The organism is Pseudomonas sp. LBUM1663 (assembly GCF_059695905.1).
This window is the reverse complement of the sequence record NZ_CP166792.1, coordinates 231764-251080: the sequence shown is the minus strand read 5'-3', so window position 1 is coordinate 251080 and position 19317 is coordinate 231764. Positions and strand designations below refer to the sequence as shown.

Annotated in this window: 17 protein-coding genes; 12 read left to right on the top strand and 5 right to left on the bottom strand. The window is 60.2% G+C overall.

What is annotated here, in order from left to right:
* Positions 1-12: 12 nt before the first annotated feature.
* From rimA to rimK, 3 genes are read left to right on the top strand one after another with little or no spacing between them, the layout of a single operon-like run.
* Positions 13-792 (top strand): S6 modification regulatory phosphodiesterase RimA, encoded by a 780-nt coding sequence (rimA, locus tag ACA075_RS01135; RefSeq protein ID WP_497296948.1) that lies wholly within the window; start codon positions 13-15, stop codon positions 790-792.
* 18 nt (positions 793-810) lie between these two features.
* Entirely contained in the window at positions 811-1290 is a 480-nt protein-coding gene (gene rimB / locus ACA075_RS01130) for a retropepsin-like aspartic endopeptidase RimB (protein WP_010464766.1), read from the top strand.
* Complete coding sequence (gene rimK / locus ACA075_RS01125) at positions 1287-2192, top strand: 30S ribosomal protein S6--L-glutamate ligase (RefSeq protein ID WP_007949201.1); 906 nt, start codon at positions 1287-1289, stop codon at positions 2190-2192. Before rimB ends, rimK begins: the two co-directional genes overlap by 4 nt.
* Before the next feature lie 128 nt (positions 2193-2320).
* On the opposite strand, the gene ACA075_RS01120 is transcribed toward rimK, so the two are convergent.
* Both ACA075_RS01120 and ompR read right to left on the bottom strand, forming a co-directional pair.
* Complete coding sequence (locus ACA075_RS01120; RefSeq protein WP_219093232.1) at positions 2321-3634, bottom strand: ATP-binding protein; 1314 nt, start codon at positions 3632-3634, stop codon at positions 2321-2323.
* A gap of 101 nt (positions 3635-3735) precedes the next feature.
* Complete coding sequence (gene ompR, locus ACA075_RS01115; RefSeq protein WP_010464774.1) at positions 3736-4476, bottom strand: osmolarity response regulator transcription factor OmpR; 741 nt, start codon at positions 4474-4476, stop codon at positions 3736-3738.
* 360 nt (positions 4477-4836) lie between these two features.
* On the opposite strand from ompR, the gene ACA075_RS01110 reads away from it, so the two are divergent.
* From ACA075_RS01110 to tauD, 7 genes are all read left to right on the top strand, one after another.
* Positions 4837-7161 carry a Tex family protein gene (locus ACA075_RS01110; protein WP_497296947.1) on the top strand — a complete coding sequence of 775 codons (2325 nt, stop codon included), beginning with the start codon at positions 4837-4839 and terminating at the stop codon, positions 7159-7161.
* Complete coding sequence (locus tag ACA075_RS01105) at positions 7161-7544, top strand: PaaI family thioesterase (protein ID WP_497296946.1); 384 nt, start codon at positions 7161-7163, stop codon at positions 7542-7544. Before ACA075_RS01110 ends, ACA075_RS01105 begins: the two co-directional genes overlap by 1 nt.
* Positions 7545-7859: 315 nt before the next feature.
* Positions 7860-9443 carry a glutamate--cysteine ligase gene (gene gshA / locus ACA075_RS01100; RefSeq protein ID WP_497296945.1) on the top strand — a complete coding sequence of 528 codons (1584 nt, stop codon included), beginning with the start codon at positions 7860-7862 and terminating at the stop codon, positions 9441-9443.
* A 258-nt stretch (positions 9444-9701) separates the two neighbouring features.
* Positions 9702-10679: a taurine ABC transporter substrate-binding protein gene (gene tauA, locus ACA075_RS01095; protein ID WP_219093226.1), complete on the top strand. Its 978-nt coding sequence runs from the start codon at positions 9702-9704 to the stop codon at positions 10677-10679.
* A 16-nt stretch (positions 10680-10695) separates the two neighbouring features.
* Positions 10696-11490: a taurine ABC transporter ATP-binding subunit gene (gene tauB / locus ACA075_RS01090; RefSeq protein WP_497296944.1), complete on the top strand. Its 795-nt coding sequence runs from the start codon at positions 10696-10698 to the stop codon at positions 11488-11490.
* Entirely contained in the window at positions 11487-12320 is an 834-nt protein-coding gene (gene tauC / locus ACA075_RS01085; protein WP_497296943.1) for a taurine ABC transporter permease TauC, read from the top strand. Before tauB ends, tauC begins: the two co-directional genes overlap by 4 nt.
* Before the next feature lie 133 nt (positions 12321-12453).
* Positions 12454-13296 (top strand): taurine dioxygenase, encoded by an 843-nt coding sequence (gene tauD / locus ACA075_RS01080; protein ID WP_497296942.1) that lies wholly within the window; start codon positions 12454-12456, stop codon positions 13294-13296.
* A 142-nt stretch (positions 13297-13438) separates the two neighbouring features.
* On the opposite strand, the gene mgrA is transcribed toward tauD, so the two are convergent.
* Both mgrA and ACA075_RS01070 read right to left on the bottom strand, forming a co-directional pair.
* Complete coding sequence (mgrA, locus tag ACA075_RS01075; RefSeq protein ID WP_497296941.1) at positions 13439-14476, bottom strand: L-glyceraldehyde 3-phosphate reductase; 1038 nt, start codon at positions 14474-14476, stop codon at positions 13439-13441.
* Positions 14477-14728: 252 nt separating this feature from the next.
* Complete coding sequence (locus ACA075_RS01070) at positions 14729-15619, bottom strand: LysR family transcriptional regulator (protein WP_497296940.1); 891 nt, start codon at positions 15617-15619, stop codon at positions 14729-14731.
* Positions 15620-15749: 130 nt separating this feature from the next.
* Between ACA075_RS01070 and ACA075_RS01065 the strand changes: the two genes are divergently transcribed.
* Positions 15750-16484 carry an SDR family oxidoreductase gene (locus ACA075_RS01065; RefSeq protein ID WP_497296939.1) on the top strand — a complete coding sequence of 245 codons (735 nt, stop codon included), beginning with the start codon at positions 15750-15752 and terminating at the stop codon, positions 16482-16484.
* Between the two features lie 136 nt (positions 16485-16620).
* Positions 16621-16881, top strand: a complete 261-nt coding sequence (locus tag ACA075_RS01060) for a hypothetical protein (RefSeq protein WP_497296938.1) — start codon at positions 16621-16623, stop codon at positions 16879-16881.
* A gap of 18 nt (positions 16882-16899) precedes the next feature.
* On the opposite strand, the gene betT is transcribed toward ACA075_RS01060, so the two are convergent.
* Complete coding sequence (gene betT / locus ACA075_RS01055; protein WP_497299182.1) at positions 16900-18855, bottom strand: choline transporter BetT; 1956 nt, start codon at positions 18853-18855, stop codon at positions 16900-16902.
* Positions 18856-19317: the final 462 nt, after the last annotated feature.

Below are 19317 nucleotides of genomic sequence, written 5' to 3'. Positions count from 1 at the left end.
TGGAGTGATCGAGTGACAATATTTCCGTCTTCATTGACCTCGCCGCAGGGCGGCTGCCAGGGCTGTCAGCAAAGTGAGCCGCTGGGCTTCGATTTTTCTTTTGCCTTCCAACCGATCGTCGATCTGCGCGACCGGTCGATTTTCGCTCATGAAGCGTTGGTACGCGGCATTGCCGGGGAAGGCGCACTGTCGGTGCTCGACCAGGTCAACGAGAAGAATCGCTACCGTTTCGACCAGCTCTGCCGGACCCGCGCCATTGAAGGGGCGGCCAATCTAAACATGCAGACACACTTGTCCATCAACTTCATGCCCAACGCCGTGTACCGCCCGGAGCTGTGCATCCGCACCACTCTGGAGGCCGCGAAAAAACACAACTTCCCCATCAACCGTCTGATTTTCGAAACGCTGGAAAGCCAGCACGTAGATAACTATCGCCATTTGACTAATATTCTGCGTGAATACCGCGAATTCGGCTTCAAGACCGCCATCGACGATTTCGGCGCGGGCTACTCGGGGCTCAATCTGCTGGCTGATTTCCAACCGGACCTGATCAAACTCGACATGGCACTGATCCGCGATGTCGATCGCGACCGTGTTCGTCAGGCTATCGTTCGAGCAGTTGTCACAATGTGTGCGGAGTTGAACGTTACAGTCATCGCCGAAGGCATCGAAAGCGCCGGAGAACGGGATTTCCTGGCGGACTGTGGAATATTTCTGATGCAGGGTTACTGGTTCGCCAAGCCTGCATTCAAAGCGTTGGCCCAGGTAACACCTGAGGCCTGGACGCGTTAATCGCCGGTTTTTTTCCTATTGAAGACATTTGACCATTTGACCGTTATCGGTCTGCGCGAGTGGGTGGCGCTCCCGGATCTGGGAGTTGCGGGCCTGCGCGCAAAAATCGACACCGGCGCCAGCACCTCAAGCCTGCATGCCACCGACATCGAGCCGTTCGAGCGCGACGGAGAAAGCTGGGTGCGCTTCACCGCGCACCTGGGCACGGTGGTGCAATTGCGTCATCGACGCTGCGAGGCGCCACTGGTGACGCGCAAAACCATCAAGAGCTCCAACGGTCACGCGCAGATGCGTTACGTGGTCAGCACCACACTGGCCCTGGGTGATCGGGTATGGCGGGTCGAATTCACCCTCGCCTGCCGCAAGTCCATGCGTTATCGCCTGCTGCTTGGCTCCAAAGCCCTGATCGACGGCCAACTGGTGGTCAATCCGGGCATTAAATATGTACAAGACAAGCCGGTGTTCCCGGTATCTACCTCTTCCACAGGTGTTGCATGAAGATCGCTGTGCTGTCGCGGAACCCGCGTCTGTATTCCACTCGTCGTCTGGTCGAAGCCGGTACCGAGCGTGGCCATGAAATGGTGGTGATCGACACCCTGCGCGCCTATATGAACATCGCCAGCCACAAGCCGCAGATCCACTACCGCGGCAAGCCGCTGGAGGGTTTCGACGCGGTGATCCCGCGGATCGGTGCGTCTGTGACGTTTTATGGCTGCGCGGTGTTGCGCCAGTTCGAAATGATGGGGGTTTTCCCACTCAATGAATCGGTGGCCATTGCCCGTTCGCGGGACAAACTGCGGTCGTTGCAATTGCTCTCGCGCCGCGGCATCGGTTTGCCGGTGACCGGGTTTGCGCACTCACCGGATGATATTCCCGACCTGATCGACATGGTCAACGGCGCACCGCTGGTGATCAAGGTGCTGGAAGGTACGCAAGGCATCGGTGTGGTGTTGTGTGAAACCGCGACGGCGGCAGAGTCGGTGATTGAGGCCTTCATGGGCCTGAAGCAGAACATCATGGTTCAGGAATACATCAAGGAAGCCGGGGGCGCGGACATTCGCTGCTTCGTGGTGGGCGACAAGGTGATCGCGGCGATGAAGCGCCAGGCCAAGCCGGGGGAGTTCCGCTCCAACCTGCATCGCGGTGGCAGTGCCAGCCTGATCAAGATCACCCCGGAAGAACGCATGACGGCGTTGCGCGCAGCGAAGGTCATGGGTTTGGCGGTCGCGGGCGTGGATATCCTGCGCTCCAATCACGGGCCGCTGGTGATGGAAGTGAACTCGTCGCCGGGGCTGGAAGGGATCGAGACCACCACCGGGAAGAACGTGGCGGGGATCATCATTGAGCATCTTGAGAAGAATGGCGGGCCGAATATGACGCGCACTAAAGGCAAGGGCTGATCCTATTCTTTGCGGCGGCAGTGATGCCGCCATCGCGAGCAGGCTCGCTCCCACAAGGGAAATGCATTCCAATGTGGGAGCGAGCCTGCTCGCGATGAGGCCCTCCGCTGCAACGGAGTTATCAGTCTTTACACCGCATCCCGCGGCAGCATCAACCCAAGCGGCAACCGCACCCGCGCTTCAAGCCCGCCACCCGACCGATTGCGCAACTCGACATTCCCGCCATGCATCGAAGCAATCCGCTTCACGATGGCCAGTCCAAGTCCTGTCCCCTTCCCGCCCCGGGCACGATCACCTCGAGTGAACGGATTGAAGATCGCCTCCAGCTCCGACGGATCAATCCCCGCCCCACGGTCCATGACGCTCAGCACCACATACGGGGCGCTGGTATCACCGGAGACATAAGCTGCCACCTCAACCCCGCTGCCAGCATGGTGCAAAGCGTTGCCGATCAAATTGTTCAGCAACCGCTTCATCGACACCCGACGCAGGGGAAACGCCTGGATCGGTTCCAGGCGCAGACGCACTTTTTCTTCGTTCTGGTTATAGGGAGCAGCGACTTCACGAACCAGGTCACTCAGGTCCACTTCTTCGACAGACTCGTCACGACCATCGCGGATAAATGCCAGGAACTGGTCGAGGATTGCGTCCATGTCTTCGATGTCGCGCACCATCGCGTCGGTGAGGTCGTTGTGGTCGCCCATCAATTCCAGGGACAAGCGCAAACGAGTCAACGGTGTACGCAGGTCGTGTGACACCCCCGCCAGCATCAGCTCGCGCTCGCGACCGGCCTGCTCAACGTCTTCAGCCATCTGGTTGAAGGCGCGATACACCTCGGTCATCTCGCTCGGCGTGTCACTGATCGGCAGGCGCACACTGCGCCCCTGGCCGAGTTGCCGTGCGGCATACACCAGACGTTTCAACGGTTGATTGAGCTGGCTGACGAAGATCCACGCCGAGGCGGTGGACAGCAAGCCGATAGCAAGGAACCAGCCGAGTACGTTCCAGATTTTCTGGCCGCGCAACGGATGCGGATACAGCGGCACTTTCAGCCAGCCATCACCCAGGCTAGGTGCCCGAACCCACAGGGCCGGCGGTGAGTGCATGCGTAATCGCACTTCGGTGTCGGCACCCAACTCAGCCTGCATCTGCCGCTGATAGATCTCGCTGTAAGGCCAATGTTGCTCGCCTTCCGGCACACCCGCGCCCACGACCCGGATCAGGGTGGCGGCATCAGCGATTTTCTCTCGGTTCTTTTCATCAGCGGCCCAATAAGCGCGCAGCGTCAAGGCGACGCCGTGACTGTATTGGCGGTCCACCAGCACGTCTTCGTTCATCAACAGATAAACCAGGGTCAGTGCCTTGGAAAACAGGACGACGATCAGCACCAGCCACAGGGTGCGGGAGAAGAAACTCTGGGGGAACCAAACGGGGGTTTTCATGAATAACCGCTACACACTTGCAGGAGCGAGCGATGCTCGCATATTGCGGATCGCGAGTCTGCGGACAATCGTCCGCAAGACCCGCTCCTACAAATCGCCGATCACTTGGTGGCGGCGCCATCCGGTACGAACACGTAGCCCACGCCCCAGACCGTCTGGATGTAACGCGGTTTGGATGGATCAGGCTCGATCATCCGGCGCAGACGGGAAATCTGCACGTCGATGGAACGCTCCAGGGCATCCCATTCGCGGCCCCGGGCCAGGTTCATCAGCTTGTCGCGAGTCAGTGGCTGACGAGCGTTCATGACCAAGGCCTTGAGCACCGCGAATTCACCGGTGGTCAGCATGTGCACTTCGTCACCGCGCTTGAGTTCGCGGGTGGCCAGGGACAGCTCGTAATCACCGAAGGTCACGCTTTCGTCTTCGCTGCCCGGTGCGCCCGGCACAGGTGTCGACTGACGGCGCAGGACCGCTTTGACACGGGCCATCAGCTCATCCGGGTTGAAGGGCTTGGCCAGGTAATCGTCGGCGCCCAGTTCCAGGCCCTTGATGCGGCTCAGCTCATCGCCTTTGGCGGTCAGCATGATGATCGGGATCTGATTGTTCGCCGTGCGCAGCCGGCGGCAGGCGGTCAGACCGTCTTCGCCGGGCAGCATCAGGTCGAGGACGACCAGGTTGAACACTTCACGCGCCAGCAGGCGATCCATTTGTTCGGTGTTCGGCACGGCGCGGGCGCGGTAGCCCTTGCTGACGAAAAAACGTTCCAGCAGGCTGCTCAGCCCTGGATCGTCGTCAACAATAAGAATTTTTTCGCCTTCAGCATTGTTTGCAGTGCTGCTCATTAGATGCTCCTTTGATCTCGGCGCGCATTATGGCGTAGCTGCCGTTATACGCACCGTGTGCATTGTTAGCAGATTTTTCCTTCACTGCCAGAAATCCAGCCTTCGCGCTAATGCCTGCGATGCCCCTGAATGATAGAACGCTGGTTATAATGCGCGGCCTTTTGTGTCAGGCAACGTCTGATCATGGCTGCAAGTGGCCGCTTTTTATTTTCATGGTGCCGGCAGTCATTGTTCGATTTCACGGGTCAACGGGATACCTGTTGATCCAGGTAGCGGCGCACGCCAGGCCGCTCAACCAGACTCGCCGAGCCTTTATCCCTGCGCCTGCGAGCCTGCTTTCACAATTTGTCAGGTGGTTTTATGGACAGCATCAACAGCCGCATCGCCGAGGAACTCGGTGTACGCCCACAACAGGTCGAAGCGGCCGTCGCGCTACTCGATGAAGGCTCTACCGTTCCCTTCATCGCCCGTTACCGGAAAGAAGTGACCGGCAGCCTCGATGACATCCAGTTGCGTCATCTGGAAGAGCGTCTGCGCTACCTGCGAGAACTCGACGAACGGCGCATCAGCATCCTTGCCAGCATTCAAGAGCAAGGCAAGCTGACCCCGCAACTCGAACGCGACATCAAACTCGCCGACACCAAGACCCGCCTCGAAGACTTGTACTTGCCGTACAAGCAGAAGCGCCGCACCAAGGGCCAGATCGCCCTGGAAGCCGGCCTCGGCGAGCTGGCCGACGGCCTGTTCAACGATCCAAGCCTGACACCGGACGCCGAAGCCGCACGCTTCGTCGACGCCGAAAAAGGCGTGGCCGATGTGAAGGCAGCCCTCGAAGGCGCCAAATACATCCTGATGGAACGCTTCGCCGAAGACGCCGGCCTGCTGGAGAAGCTGCGCAGCTATCTCAAGCAGGAAGCGACCCTCAGTGCCCGCGTGATTGCCGGCAAGGAAGAGGAAGGCGCCAAGTTCCGCGATTACTTCGAACACGACGAACCGCTGAAAAGCATGCCGTCGCACCGCGCACTGGCGATTTTCCGTGGCCGCAACGAAGGCATCCTGAGTTCGGCGCTGAAAGTCGGCGACGAGCTGCCGGGCACCATGCACCCGTGCGAAGGCATGATCGGTCAGCAATTCGGTATCCAGAACCAGAACCGCGCCGCCGACAAATGGCTGGGCGAAGTGGTGCGCTGGACCTGGAAGGTCAAGCTCTACACCCATCTCGAAACCGATTTGCTCGGCGAACTGCGCGATGGCGCGGAAACTGAAGCGATCAACGTGTTCGCCCATAACCTGCACGACTTGCTGCTGTCGGCCCCGGCCGGCCCGCGTGCCACCCTGGGCCTCGACCCGGGCCTGCGCACCGGTTGCAAAGTCGCCGTGGTCGATTCCACCGGTAAGCTGCTGGATCACGCCACGGTTTACCCGCACGTCCCGCACAACAAGTGGGACCAGACCCTCGCGATTCTGGCGGCCCTGTGCGCCAAGCATGCAGTGGACCTGATCGCCATCGGCAACGGCACCGCCAGCCGTGAAACCGACAAGCTCGCCGCTGAGCTGATCAAAAAATACCCAGCGATGAAGATGACCAAGGTCATGGTCTCCGAGGCCGGCGCATCGGTTTACTCGGCGTCGGAACTGGCTTCCAAGGAATTCCCGGACCTCGACGTGTCGATCCGTGGCGCCGTGTCGATTGCCCGCCGCTTGCAGGATCCGCTGGCCGAACTGGTGAAGATCGATCCGAAATCCATCGGCGTCGGCCAGTACCAGCACGACGTGTCGCAGCTGAAACTGGCGCGTGGCCTGGATGCCGTGGTCGAGGACTGCGTGAACGCCGTGGGCGTGGACGTGAACACCGCCTCCGTGGCGCTGCTGGCCCGCATCTCCGGCCTCAACGCGACCCTGGCGCAAAACATCGTCAGCCACCGCGACGAGCACGGCGCGTTCAAAACCCGCGCAGCGCTGAAGAAAGTCGCTCGTCTGGGCGAGAAAACCTTCGAACAGGCGGCCGGTTTCCTGCGTGTCATGAACGGTGACAACCCGCTGGATTCGTCGGCGGTTCACCCGGAAGCCTATCCGCTGGTGCAGCGCATTGCTGCTGAGACCGACCGCGATATTCGCTCGTTGATTGGCGATGCGAGCTTCCTCAAGCGTCTCGATCCGAAGAAGTACACCGACGAAACCTTCGGCCTGCCGACGGTCACCGACATCCTGCAAGAGCTGGAAAAACCGGGCCGTGACCCGCGTCCCGAGTTCAAGACCGCCGAGTTCCAGGAAGGTGTCGAAGACCTCAAGGACTTGCAGTTGGGGATGATCCTCGAAGGCGTGGTGACCAACGTGACCAACTTCGGCGCTTTCGTCGATATAGGCGTGCATCAGGACGGTTTGGTGCACATCTCTGCGCTTTCGGAGAAGTTCATCAAAGATCCGCGTGAAGCAGTGAAGGCCGGTGACGTGGTGAAAGTGAAGGTCATGGAAGTCGATATCCCGCGTAAACGCGTGGGTCTGTCGATGCGCATGAGCGACACCCCGGGCGAGAAAATCGACGGTGCCCGTGGTGCACGTCCGGGGTCGGCTCCACGCCAGTCCCAGAACAACGCACCGCGTAAAGAAACCACGGCGGCAGCTCCGGCCAACAACGCCATGGCTTCGCTGTTCGCCAACGCCAAGCAGTTGAAGAAACGTTGATGGAGATTCCCGCCGGCCTGACCGAAAGCGCGTTTTTCAAGCTTCTGGGCTGTCGCTTGCACAGCCTGGAAACCGGGGTGGCGCAAGTTGCCATCGCGCTTGAGCCAGAGTTGCGCAATCGCGGCGGCAAGCTGCACGGCGGGGCCTTGTTCAGTCTGGTGGACATTGCCATGGGGCTGGCCTGTTCCAGCACCCACGGCTTTGACCAGCAGAGCGCGACCATCGAGTGCAAGATCAACTACATTCGCGCCGTTTCCGACGGTGAAGTGATGTGCACGGCGCGGGTGATTCACCCGGGCCGCCGCACGCTGGTGGTTGAAGCTGACGTGATGCAAGGCGACAAACTCGTCGCAAAAGCACAAGGCACGTTCGCTGTCCTGTAGCTAGATGTCACTCATTTGAGGTAATTTCGGCTCTAAGAAAACCTGTGGGAGCCTGTGGCGAGGGCGCTTGCCCCCGTTGGGCTGCGAAGCAGCACCAAAATCTCTGAATTTCCAGGATCTTGTGAGCGCTACGCACTCAAACGGGGGCAAGCCCCCTCGCCACAGCTCGCTCCCACAGGGATTGTGGCGACTTGGCTGACTGACATTAGTCTGAGCTGCTCAAAAACCAGGCGAAAACGCCAGTTTCAACTTCACCCTTGTAGACCGTCTTGCCCACCCCCATATTGGGGCGACTGACGCGTGAAGGAATCCAACTTGAGCGAACTTCTCAATCGCCGCCTGGCTCTGCTTGGCGAGCGCGCTAACCTCTCTCTGCTCGAACAGTGCCTTCACGGCATCGAACGTGAATGCCTGCGCGTGACCGGCGAAGGTCGCCTGGCGCAAACGCCGCACCCGGAAGAATTGGGTTCCGCGCTGACCAATGAACAAATCACCACCGACTATTCCGAGTCGCTGCTGGAGTTCATTACCCCGGCCCTGCCAGACCCGGCCGATACGCTGGCGAGCCTGGACAAGATTCACCGTTTTGCCTACAGCAAGCTCGGCAACGAGTTTCTGTGGAGTCCATCGATGCCGTGCCCGTTGCCGGCCGAGGAAGACATCCCGATCGCCTATTACGGCACGTCGAACATCGGTCAGCTCAAGTACGTCTACCGCAAGGGCCTGGCCCTGCGATACGGCAAAACCATGCAGTGCATCGCCGGGATTCACTACAACTTTTCCCTCCCGGAAAAGCTCTGGCCACTGCTTCGCGAGTCTGAAGGCTTTGTCGGCACCGACCGCGACTATCAGTCGTCGGCCTACATTGCGCTGATCCGCAACTTCCGTCGCTATAGCTGGCTGCTGATGTACCTGTTCGGCGCCTCCCCTGCGCTGGATGGCGGCTTCCTGCGCGGTCGTTCGCATCAGCTGGAACAACTGGACCCGGACACCTTATACCTGCCGTATGCCACCAGCCTGCGCATGAGCGACCTGGGTTACCAGAGCAACGCCCAGGCCGGCTTGACCCCTTGCTACAACGATCTGGCCAGCTACACCGACAGCCTGCGCAAAGCGGTCGCCACGCCGTACCCGCCTTACGTCGAAATCGGCACGCATCAGGACGGTGAGTGGGTTCAGCTCAACACCAACATCCTGCAGATCGAAAACGAGTACTACTCCAACATCCGCCCGAAACGCGTGACCTATACCGGCGAACGGCCGATCCAGGCGCTGGTGGCTCGCGGTATTCAGTACGTCGAAGTACGCTGCCTGGACATCAACCCGTTCCTGCCAATGGGCATTGACCTGCCAGAGTCGCGCTTCCTTGATGCGTTCCTGCTGTATTGCGCGCTGAACGACAGCCCGCTGCTGACCAATACTTCATGCGGCAACGCGACCTCGAACTTCCTCAGCGTGGTGAAGGAAGGTCGTCGTCCGGGCCTGCAATTGCAGCGTGACGGTAAACCGGTCGACCTGAAGGAATGGGCCGGCGAATTGTTGGAAAAAATAGCTCCGCTCGCAGCGCTGCTTGATCAAAGCCATGGCGGCGATGCCCACAGCAAGGCATTGGATGTGCAACTTGCCAAGGTCAGGGACCCGTCCCTGACCCCATCGGCCCAGGTGCTGGCGGCGATGGCCGAGAACAAGGAGAGCTTTGCCCAGTTCTCCCTGCGTCAGAGCCAGGTGCATGCGGAGTTTTTCCGTAGCAAGCCGTTGAATAGCGAAGATCAGGCGAAGTTTGAAGAACGCGCGCGTTCGTCGCTGGCTGAGCAAGTGGAGCTGGAACAGAACGAAGTCGGCGATTTCGATGTGTTTGTCGGGTCGTATCAGGCGAGCATTCTGGCGATCAGCAACTAATCTGCAAATGCTCCCTCAGTCACTGCAAATCATTGTGGCGAGGGAGATTGCTCCCGCTCGGCTGCGCAGCAGCCGCAAATGGGAGTCCTTCGGCCTCCAGCGGGAGCAAGCTCCCTCGGCACAAAAGCAATCCGCGACTATGCTCGCTTAGATTTTTCCGCTCATAAGCTCATTCGAAAAAGTTATTTATTTTCGTATTCTTAGATCATTTAGTCTCCTTTCACGCCGACTCTCGGTCGCCTGACAAGGAGCTTCTCAATGAAACTGAATTTCCCTCTTCGCCTCCTGGCGGCCGCGTCTCTGGCTGCGGCGAGCTTCTTTGCCCAGGCGGCTGACGTGACCGTCGCCTACCAGACCACTGTTGACCCGGCGAAAGTCGCCCAGGCCGACGGCGCTTACGAAAAAGCCACCAACGCCAAGATCGACTGGCGAAAATTCGACAACGGCGCCGACATCATCGCCGCCATCGCTTCCGGCGACGTGCAGATCGGCTACCTCGGTTCCAGCCCCCTCACGGCGGCGATCACCCGCAAAGTCCCGGTAGAAACCTTCCTCATCGCCACCCAGATCGGTGCTGCTGAAGCTCTGGTCGCCCGCGACGGTTCCGGGATCAAGACCCCGCAGGACCTGATCGGCAAAAAAATCGCCGTGCCGTTCGTTTCCACCGGCCACTACAGCCTGCTGGCCGCGCTGAAACACTGGAACATCGACCCTTCGAAAGTCACCGTGCTCAACCTCGCGCCGCCCGCCATCATCGCGGCGTGGAAACGCGGTGACATCGACGCCACTTACGTGTGGGATCCAGCCCTCGGTGTCGCCAAGGAAAACGGCAAAGTGCTGATTACCTCCGGCGAACTGGCCAAGTTCGGCGCGCCGACCTTCGATGCCTGGATCGTGCGTAAAGACTTCGCCGAGAAGCACCCGGAGATCGTCACTGCGTTCGCCAAAGTGACCCTGGACGCCTACGCCGATTACCGCAAAGACCCGAAAGCCTGGCTGGCCAATCAAAGCAACGTCGACAAACTGGTGAAACTCTCCGGCGCCAAGGCCAGCGATATTCCGTTGCTGCTGCAAGGCAACGTCTTCCCGCTGGCGGCTGACCAGGTAATCACCCTCGGCGCGCCGACCACCAAGGCCATTACCGACACCGCCGCCTTCCTCAAGGAACAAGGCAAGGTCGAGGCTGTGCTGCCGGACTACGCCCCTTACGTCAGCGCCAAGTACATCACCAACTGATCGGGAGTTAACCGCGATGGCTTTGCTACAGCTGGAGCGCATCAGCGCACAGTACCCCGGCAGCCCGGAACCGGTACTGGCGGATATTTCCCTGAGCCTGGGCCCCCAGCAGTTGCTGGTTGCCCTCGGTCCGTCCGGCAGTGGCAAGACTTCGCTGTTGAACCTGATTGCCGGTTTCGTCGAGCCCAGTGCCGGGCGCATCACCCTTGACGGCGTGCCGGTCAAAGGCCCGAGCGCTGAACGCGGCGTGGTGTTCCAGGACGACGCCCTGCTGCCTTGGCAGGACGTGTTGGCCAACGTCGGTTTCGGCCTGGAGCTGGCCGGCATTGCGCGGGAAAAACGTGAACTGCGCGCTCGGGAAATGCTCGCACTGGTGGACCTTTCCGGCTTCGAAAGTCGCCGCATCTGGCAGCTCTCGGGCGGCCAGAAACAGCGTGTCGGCTTGGCCCGCGCGCTGGCCGCCGACCCGCGCGTTTTGCTGATGGACGAACCCTTTGGCGCCCTCGATGCCTTCACCCGCGAACAGATGCAGGAGCTGCTGCTGCAAGTCTGGCAGCGCACCGCCAAACCGGTATTCCTGATTACCCACGACATCGAAGAAGCGGTGTTCCTCGCCACGGATTTGATTCTGCTGGCGCCGAATCCGGGGCAAATCGTAGAGCGCCTGAGCCTGGATTTCGGTCAGCGGTATGCGGCCGGTGAGTCGGCGCGCTCGATCAAGTCCGACCCGCGCTTCATCGAAACCCGCGAACACGTGCTCGCCAAAGTGTTCTCCCAACGCAGCACCGCCCTGCGGCAGGAGCGCGCATGAGCAGCTATCAAATTCCCGCCGTTGCGGTGAAACCAGGTTCGACGGTCATCCCGGTACGCCGCAGCCTCAGCACTCGGTGGATCAGCGTGCTGACGCTGGTGGCGCTTGTTGGCATTTGGTGGGCCGTCACCGCCACGGGGATGATTGAGCCATTGTTCCTGCCGCCACCGTCCGCCGTCCTGCAAAAAGGCTGGCTGCTGGTGACCAGTGGCTACATGGATTCAACGTTGTGGCAGCACCTGGGCGCCAGCCTCAGCCGTATCGGTCTGGGCCTTGGTTTCGCGGTGCTGACCGCCGTGCCCGTCGGCATCGCCATCGGCCACAACCGCATCGCTCGCGGCGTGCTCGATCCGTTGATCGAGTTCTACCGGCCGATTCCACCGCTGGCTTATCTGCCGCTGATCGTGATCTGGTGCGGCATCGGTGAGTTGTCGAAAGTCTTGCTGATCTATCTGGCGATTTTTGCCCCGATCGCCATCGCCACCGCGACTGGCGTGCGCACGGTTGACCCGGCCAAGTTGCGCGCCGCTCAGTCGCTGGGAGCGACCCGGGCGCAGTTGATTCGCCATGTGATTCTGCCGAGTGCCTTACCGGACATTTTGACCGGTGTGCGCATCGGGCTGGGCGTGGGTTGGTCGACGCTGGTTGCCGCCGAACTGATCGCCGCCACCAGCGGCTTGGGATTTATGGTGCAGTCGGCCGCGCAATTCCTGGTCACCGATGTGGTGGTGCTGGGGATTCTGGTCATCGCACTGATCGCCTTCGCCATGGAAATGGGCCTGCGCGCCCTGCAGCGCAAACTGGTGCCGTGGCACGGCCAGGCCCACTGAACATACTCATGTGGGAGCGGGCTTGCTCGCGAAGGCAGTGTGTCAGACAACATTGCTTCCACTGAAACACTGCATTCGCGAGCAAGCCCGCTCCCACAAAAAAGCTCGGCACCCCGGATTGAAGAGAAAGACCATGAGTAACCTGACCATCGTCCCCCTAAGCTCGGCCCTCGGCGCGCAAATCAGCGGCATCGACGTGAGCCAACCGCTGAATCAGGAACAGCGCGATGCCATCGAGCAAGCCCTGCTCAAGCATCAAGTATTGTTCTTCCGCGACCAGCCGATCACGCCTCAGCAGCAGGCACGATTCGCTGCGAATTTTGGCGATCTGCACATCCATCCGATCTACCCGAATGTGCCGGAACAGCCCGAAGTGCTGATCCTCGACACCGCCGTCACCGACGTGCGCGACAACGCAATCTGGCACACCGACGTGACCTTCCTGCCCACCCCGGCCATGGGCGCGGTGCTGAGCGCCAAGCTGCTGCCGGAATTTGGTGGCGACACGCTGTGGGCCAGTGGCATTGCGGCGTATGAAGCGTTGTCCGCGCCGATGAAAAGTTTGCTCGAAGGCCTGACGGCCACTCACGATTTCACCCGCTCGTTCCCCCTGGAACGTTATGGCAACACGCCTGAAGCCCTGGCCCAGTGGGAAGAAGCACGCAGAAAGAATCCGCCGCTGTCACACCCGGTGATCCGCACACACCCGGTGAGCGGGCGCCGCTCGTTGTTCGTCAATGAAGGCTTCACGTCGAAGATCAATGAGCTGTCTGACGCCGAGAGCGAAGCGATTTTGAAGTTTCTGTTTGCTCACGCAACGCGGCCGGAATTTACGATTCGCTGGCGTTGGCAGAAAGACGATGTGGCGTTCTGGGATAACCGTGTGACACAGCATTACGCCGTGGATGATTACCGGCCGGCGCGGCGGGTGATGCAGCGAGCGACGGTGTTGGGGGATGTGCCTTTCTTTCGGTGAGCCCTGAGTTCTTTACGCCTGTTCTGGCCCCATCGCGAGCAGGCTCGCTCCCACAATGGATTTGCGTCTGGCACAAACCCTGTGGGAGCGAGCCTGCTCGCGATGAAGCCGGAACAGGCGCCGGAAGACCCGGCGCCGAACACTATTCAGCCGTCGAAGGCTTCTCCCAAAGATTGATCCCGCCTTCCTGGGCAAACCGGTCAATCTCCGCCAGCTCTTCCACGCTGAAGCTCAAATTCTTCAACGCTCCGACGTTCTCGATAATCTGCTCCGGCCGGCTCGCACCGATCAGCGCCGAGGTCACGCGCGGATCGCGCAGCGTCCATGCCAACGCCAGTTGCGCCAGGCTCTGACCGCGACGCTTGGCGATTTCGTTGAGCCCACGCACATGGGCGATGTTGGCTTCGGACAGATGAGATTCCTGCAACGAACCACCGCCCGGACGGTTAACCCGCGCATCCTTCGGAATGCCATTGAGGTATTTGTCGGTCAACAAGCCCTGCGCCAATGGCGTGAACGCAATCACGCCGGTGCCGAGTTCGTCGGTGACCTCCAGCAAATCCTTTTCAATCCAGCGATTGAGCAGGTTGTAGGCCGGCTGGTGAATCAGCAACGGCACTTTCCACTCTTTCAACAGCGCCGCCATCTCGCGGGTTTTCACCCCGGAGTACGACGAGATACCGATGTACAACGCCTTGCCTTGCTGCACAGCGGTGGCCAGCGCACTGGCAGTTTCTTCCAGCGGCGTGTCCGGGTCGAAGCGATGGGAATAAAAGATATCCACGTAATCCAGACCCAGGCGTTGCAGGCTCTGGTCGAGGCTGGCCAGCACGTATTTGCGCGAACCGCCGCCCTGGCCATAAGGACCGGGCCACATGTCCCAACCGGCCTTGCTCGAGATAATCAGCTCGTCGCGATACTGCTTGAAGTCTTCACGCAGCAAACGACCGAAGTTGATCTCGGCGCTGCCATATGGCGGGCCATAGTTGTTGGCCAGGTCGAAGTGGTTGATGCCCAGATCGAAGGCGGTGCGCAACAGCGAGCGCTGAGTGTCGATCGGCGTGCTGTCGCCGAAGTTGTGCCACAGCCCCAGGGACAGCGCCGGCAGCACCAGACCGCTGCGGCCTACGCGGCGGTAAGGGATAGAGTCGTAGCGGTTTTCGGCAGCGGTGTAAGTCATCGAATCCTCTCTTGTCGGTCTTGAAGTTGGTATCGACTGTTTCGCAAGTTGCCCAGCATACGCCCAGACAAACGCCGATAAACCTCGGACTCGAGAAAATGCTGAAACGTTTCACAGATGATCGTTCCCACGCTCTGCGTGGGAATGCAGCCCGGGACGCTCCGCGTCCCATCCAGAGCCGAACGCGGAGCGTCCGTTGAGGCATTCCCACGCGGAGCATGGGAACGATCAATTTTGCCCCCGGACCAGCGGCTACCGAGCCCCGGCAAACACTTCCCCCAACCAATCCACAAACACCCGAACCCGTGGCGACATGTGTCGGTTGTGGGGGTACAACACCGACACCGGCATCGGCGGGGGTGGCGTGTCGATGAGGACTTCTCGCACAAGACCTTGGGCAATCTGCGCTTCCATTCGGTAATGCGGACATTGGATCAGGCCGAGCCCGGCGATCGCCGACGCCGCGTAGATTTCCGCGCCGAACACGGAAACCGCGCCTTCGATAGCGACTTCTTTCAGCTCGCCATCGACCATGAATTCGAAGGGGAACAACTTGGCGGTGGTGCGCGAGACGTAGTTCACCGCGCGGTGGTGTTTCAGGTCTTCCAGGCTTTTCGGTTCGCCGTATTTGCGCAGGTAGGCGGGGCTGGCGCAGGTGATCTGGCGCAGGTTGGCGATGCGTTTTCCGATCAGTGTCGAATCACTCAAGGTGCCGGCGCGCAGCACGCAGTCGACGCCTTCGGCAATCAAGTCGACAAAACGATCGGCCTCGCTGATGGACAACTCGATGTCCGGGTAACGCTCCATGAATTGCGGCAATGCCGGGATCACAAAATGCTTGGCCAGGGTGCCATGCAAGTCAACGCGCAAACGGCCTTTGGGTGCGCAACCGCGAAACGCCAGTTCGGCTTCTTCGAGTTCTGCCAGCAAGTGCACACAACGCTGGTAATACGCCTCGCCGTCCAGCGTCGGGCGCACTTTGCGCGTGCTGCGCTCCAGTAAACGCGTACCCAGCCACGCTTCGAACTGGTTCAAGGTGTGAGTCAACGTCGCACGCGGCAGGTTCAGGTCTTCGGCGGCCAGCGTGAAGCTGCTGCGCTCATAGATCCGCACGAAGACCTTCATCGCTTTGACTTGATCCACGACGTTGCTCCTGAAGCTCGATTGTTGGCGATTATTGAACAGTCAAGGCAACTCTCGTGCATTTATCGGCCTGAGTAAACATGTGAATCTGGCTTCACACCGAACAACCACCTCATCAGGAATCAACGCCATGACTACTCAGAAAGTTGCCATCGTGACCGGCGCCTCCCGCGGCATCGGCGCGGTGATCGCCAGACAACTGGCCAGCGAAGGTTTCGCCGTCGCCATCAACTACGCCAGCAGCGCCACCGAAGCCTCAAAGCTGGTTGTTGAATTGCGCCAGGCCGGCCATCAAGCCATAGCGGTCAAGGCCGACGTAGCGAATGCCGATGACGTGCGCCGGATGTTCGACGAGACCGAGACACAGTTGGGCAAGGTCGATGTGCTGATCAATAACGCCGGCATTCTCAAAGTGATGCCGCTGGCGCAACACACGGACGAACTGTTCGACCAGACCTTCAACATCCATGCGCGCGGCACCTTCAACACCCTGCGCGAAGCGGCCACGCGTTTGAATAACGGCGGGCGGATCGTCAATTTCTCCAGCAGCACGGTCGGCATGAATCTACCGGGTTACGCGGTGTACATCGCCAGCAAAGCGGCCGTGGAATCCCTGACTCAGGTGTTCGCCAAGGAAATGCGCGGGCGCAACATCACCGTCAACGCAGTAGCCCCCGGGCCAGTGGCGACCGAATTGTTTTTGCACGGCAAGAGCGAAGAGCAGATCCAGGCCTTCGCCAAGATGCCTCCGCTGGAGCGTCTGGGTCAGCCGGAGGACATTGCTCGCGTGGTGTCGTTTCTGGTTGGGCCGGATTCGGCCTGGGTCAATGGACAGATTCTGCGGGCTAATGGTGGATTGGTTTAAGCTGGTTTGCAGGCAGGCCAGACGCCTTCGCGGGCAAGCCTCGCTCCTATAGGGGGTGCGCGCAATCTGTAGGAGCGAGGCTTGCCCGCGAAGGCGGTCTTGAGGGCAGAACACATCTCAAGGGAGGACACGCATCATGCACACCACGATCATCATCACCTTCGGCCTGATCCTGCTGGCACTGATGCTGTTCATCGGCGAGAAAATCGGCTTCAGCCGCCAGACCCTGGCCTACAGTTTTGTGGTGCTGTGGCTGGCCCTGACGCTGATCAACGGCGCAGTCGGCATGGTCAATGCCGGCCAGCCGTTGAGCTCGGAACTGGTCGTCGGCAGCGCCGTGTTCGGTGTGCCGGTGGCGGCGCTCGTGCTGTTCATGGTGCTGAGCACCGAAGCATGAACAGCACCGTCCCGACGATCAACGCACCAGATGCAAGAACTGCAAATGCCGTTCGTACTGATCGAGGATGTCGTTGATGATCTGCTCCTTGGTGTAACCCACCAGATCGTAGTCTTGACTGCCCTCGCTCAAATGCACTTCGGCCCGGTAGTAACGACGGTTGTTGAGTTCCTTGGAACCCATGCCGCCACGGGCAAACGATGGCGTGAAGTAGCCGCGCATCTGCACTTGATAGATAAACGGATGCTCCTCGCCGTGACCGATTTCCAGGCTGACGTTGTCATTGGTCGGGTCTGGCTGAGTGACCACGTTCAACCCTTTCTCGACGAACACTGCCGAGACTTCTTCGATCGCGGGGCGCACCGTCGTGTCGAGGAAGCGATAGACCTCATCGCGAGACGGGAAATGCACGGCCTGGGTCAAGCGTTGACGCCAGCCGCCCCGCCGCGAGCCGGACACCGGCGCCAGGGAATGCAACTGCGCGATCTGCTTCTGCGACTCCAGATAGAACGCCTTGTGCAGCCCCCACATCATCAGCAGCAAGATCATCGAGAACGGCAACGAGGTCAGCACCACCGCTGATTTCAGCGCATCGATGCTGCCGGAGAACAGCAGCGCACTGGTCACCAGCGCCGTCATCGCGCCCCAGAACACCCGCAGCCATTTCGGCCCGTCTTCATCCGGGTTGCCGCCCTTGGCGGAGAGCGTCGACAGCACCACGGTGCCGGAATCGGCCGAGGTGACGAAGAACACGAAACTGATGAATACCGTCACCGCGATCACGGTTTTGCTCCACGGGTAGGTTTCCAGCAGCAGGTAGAGGGTCATCGACGGGTTATCGATGGCCGACATGCCAAGCGCGCTCATGCCATGGTTGAGCACCTGGTCGATAGCGCTGTTGCCGAAAATCGACATCCACGCCAGGGTGAAACCGAGCGGAATCAGCAACACGCCGAAGACGAATTCGCGGATGGTCCGGCCACGGGAAATCCGGGCGATGAACAGGCCCACGAACGGCGACCACGCGATCCACCAGGCCCAATAGAACACGGTCCAGCCACCCAGCCAGTCGCTGGGTTTGTCGTAGGCGTACAGGTCGAAACTCTTCATCGGCAAGGCGCCGAGGTAGTCGCCGATGTTCTGGATCAGGGTGTTGAGCAAGTGCTGGGTAGGACCGGCGAACAGCACGAACAGCAGCAGCGCACAAGCCAGCAGCATGTTGATGTCAGACATCACACGCACGCCTTTATCGACGCCGGACACCGCGACGATGATCGCCGCGCCCATCATCAACGTGATCAGGCCGACCTGGATCCACTGGGTGTGAGCGATGCCGAACAGGTAGTCCAGGCCCGAGTTGAGGTGCAACACGCCAAAGCCCATGTCGGCGCCAAGGCCGAACACGGTGGCGATGATGCCGAAGCCGTCCACGGCGTATCCGATCGGGCCGTTGATGCGTTTGCCGATCAGCGGATAGAGCGCCGAGCGCAAGGCCAGCGGCAGGTTGTGGCGGTAGGCGAAGTAGGCCAGCGCCATACCGACAAAGGCGAACACGCCCCAGCCGTGCAGGCCCCAGTGCAGAAACAGAATCTGCATCGCCTGACGCGCCGCATCCGCCGTGCCGGCCTCGCCTTGCGGCGGTTGCGCCAAGTGGGTCAGCGGTTCGGACACGCAAAAGAAGAACAGCGTGATGCTGATCCCGGCGGCGAACAGCATGCCGGCCCAAGACAGGTAACTGAATTCGGGCTCGTCGTGGTCGGCACCGAGCTTGATCTTGCCGTAGCCAGATAAGGCGGTGACCACCACGAAGACCAGATACAGCGTCATCGCGAGCATGTAATACCAGCCGACCGTATTGGCCGCCCAGTTTTGCGCTTCCAGCAGCCAGGCGCCGGCCTGTTCAGGCATGGCAATGACGACAATGCCGAACAGCAGAATGAAGGTCGCCGCGAAATAAAATACCGGCGGATTCATGCGGACCTGGCCGCTTGGAGGGACGGACGATGCACTCATGAAAGGCGCACCTCGAGGGGGTGAAACAGGGCAATCAGTAACGGACTCGGCAAGGCAAGCCTCCTGTTGTGAACGGGCAGCAAACCGGCGGTTTAACTTGAATGAGCGTTCAAGTTAAACATGAATAGGCTGCTAAGGACTAATCGCAAGGCTCGGCGGTACCCTGTGGCGAGGGAGCTTGCTCCCGTTGTGCCGCGCAGCGGCACCCGGTTTTTTGCAAAATTACGGCTGCTTCGCACCCGAGCGGGAGCAAGCTCCCTCGCCACAAAATCTTGTGCCTTTACGCTAGCTCAAGGATGGGTATGACGGGGGATCGGGAGGATTCGTTCAGCGGGAAATTAGTTAAATGCCAGTATTTGCGTTCGCCTTGAAATCCAATCGCGAGCAGGCTCGCTCCCACAAGTTTTGTGTCGGTCATAAAAT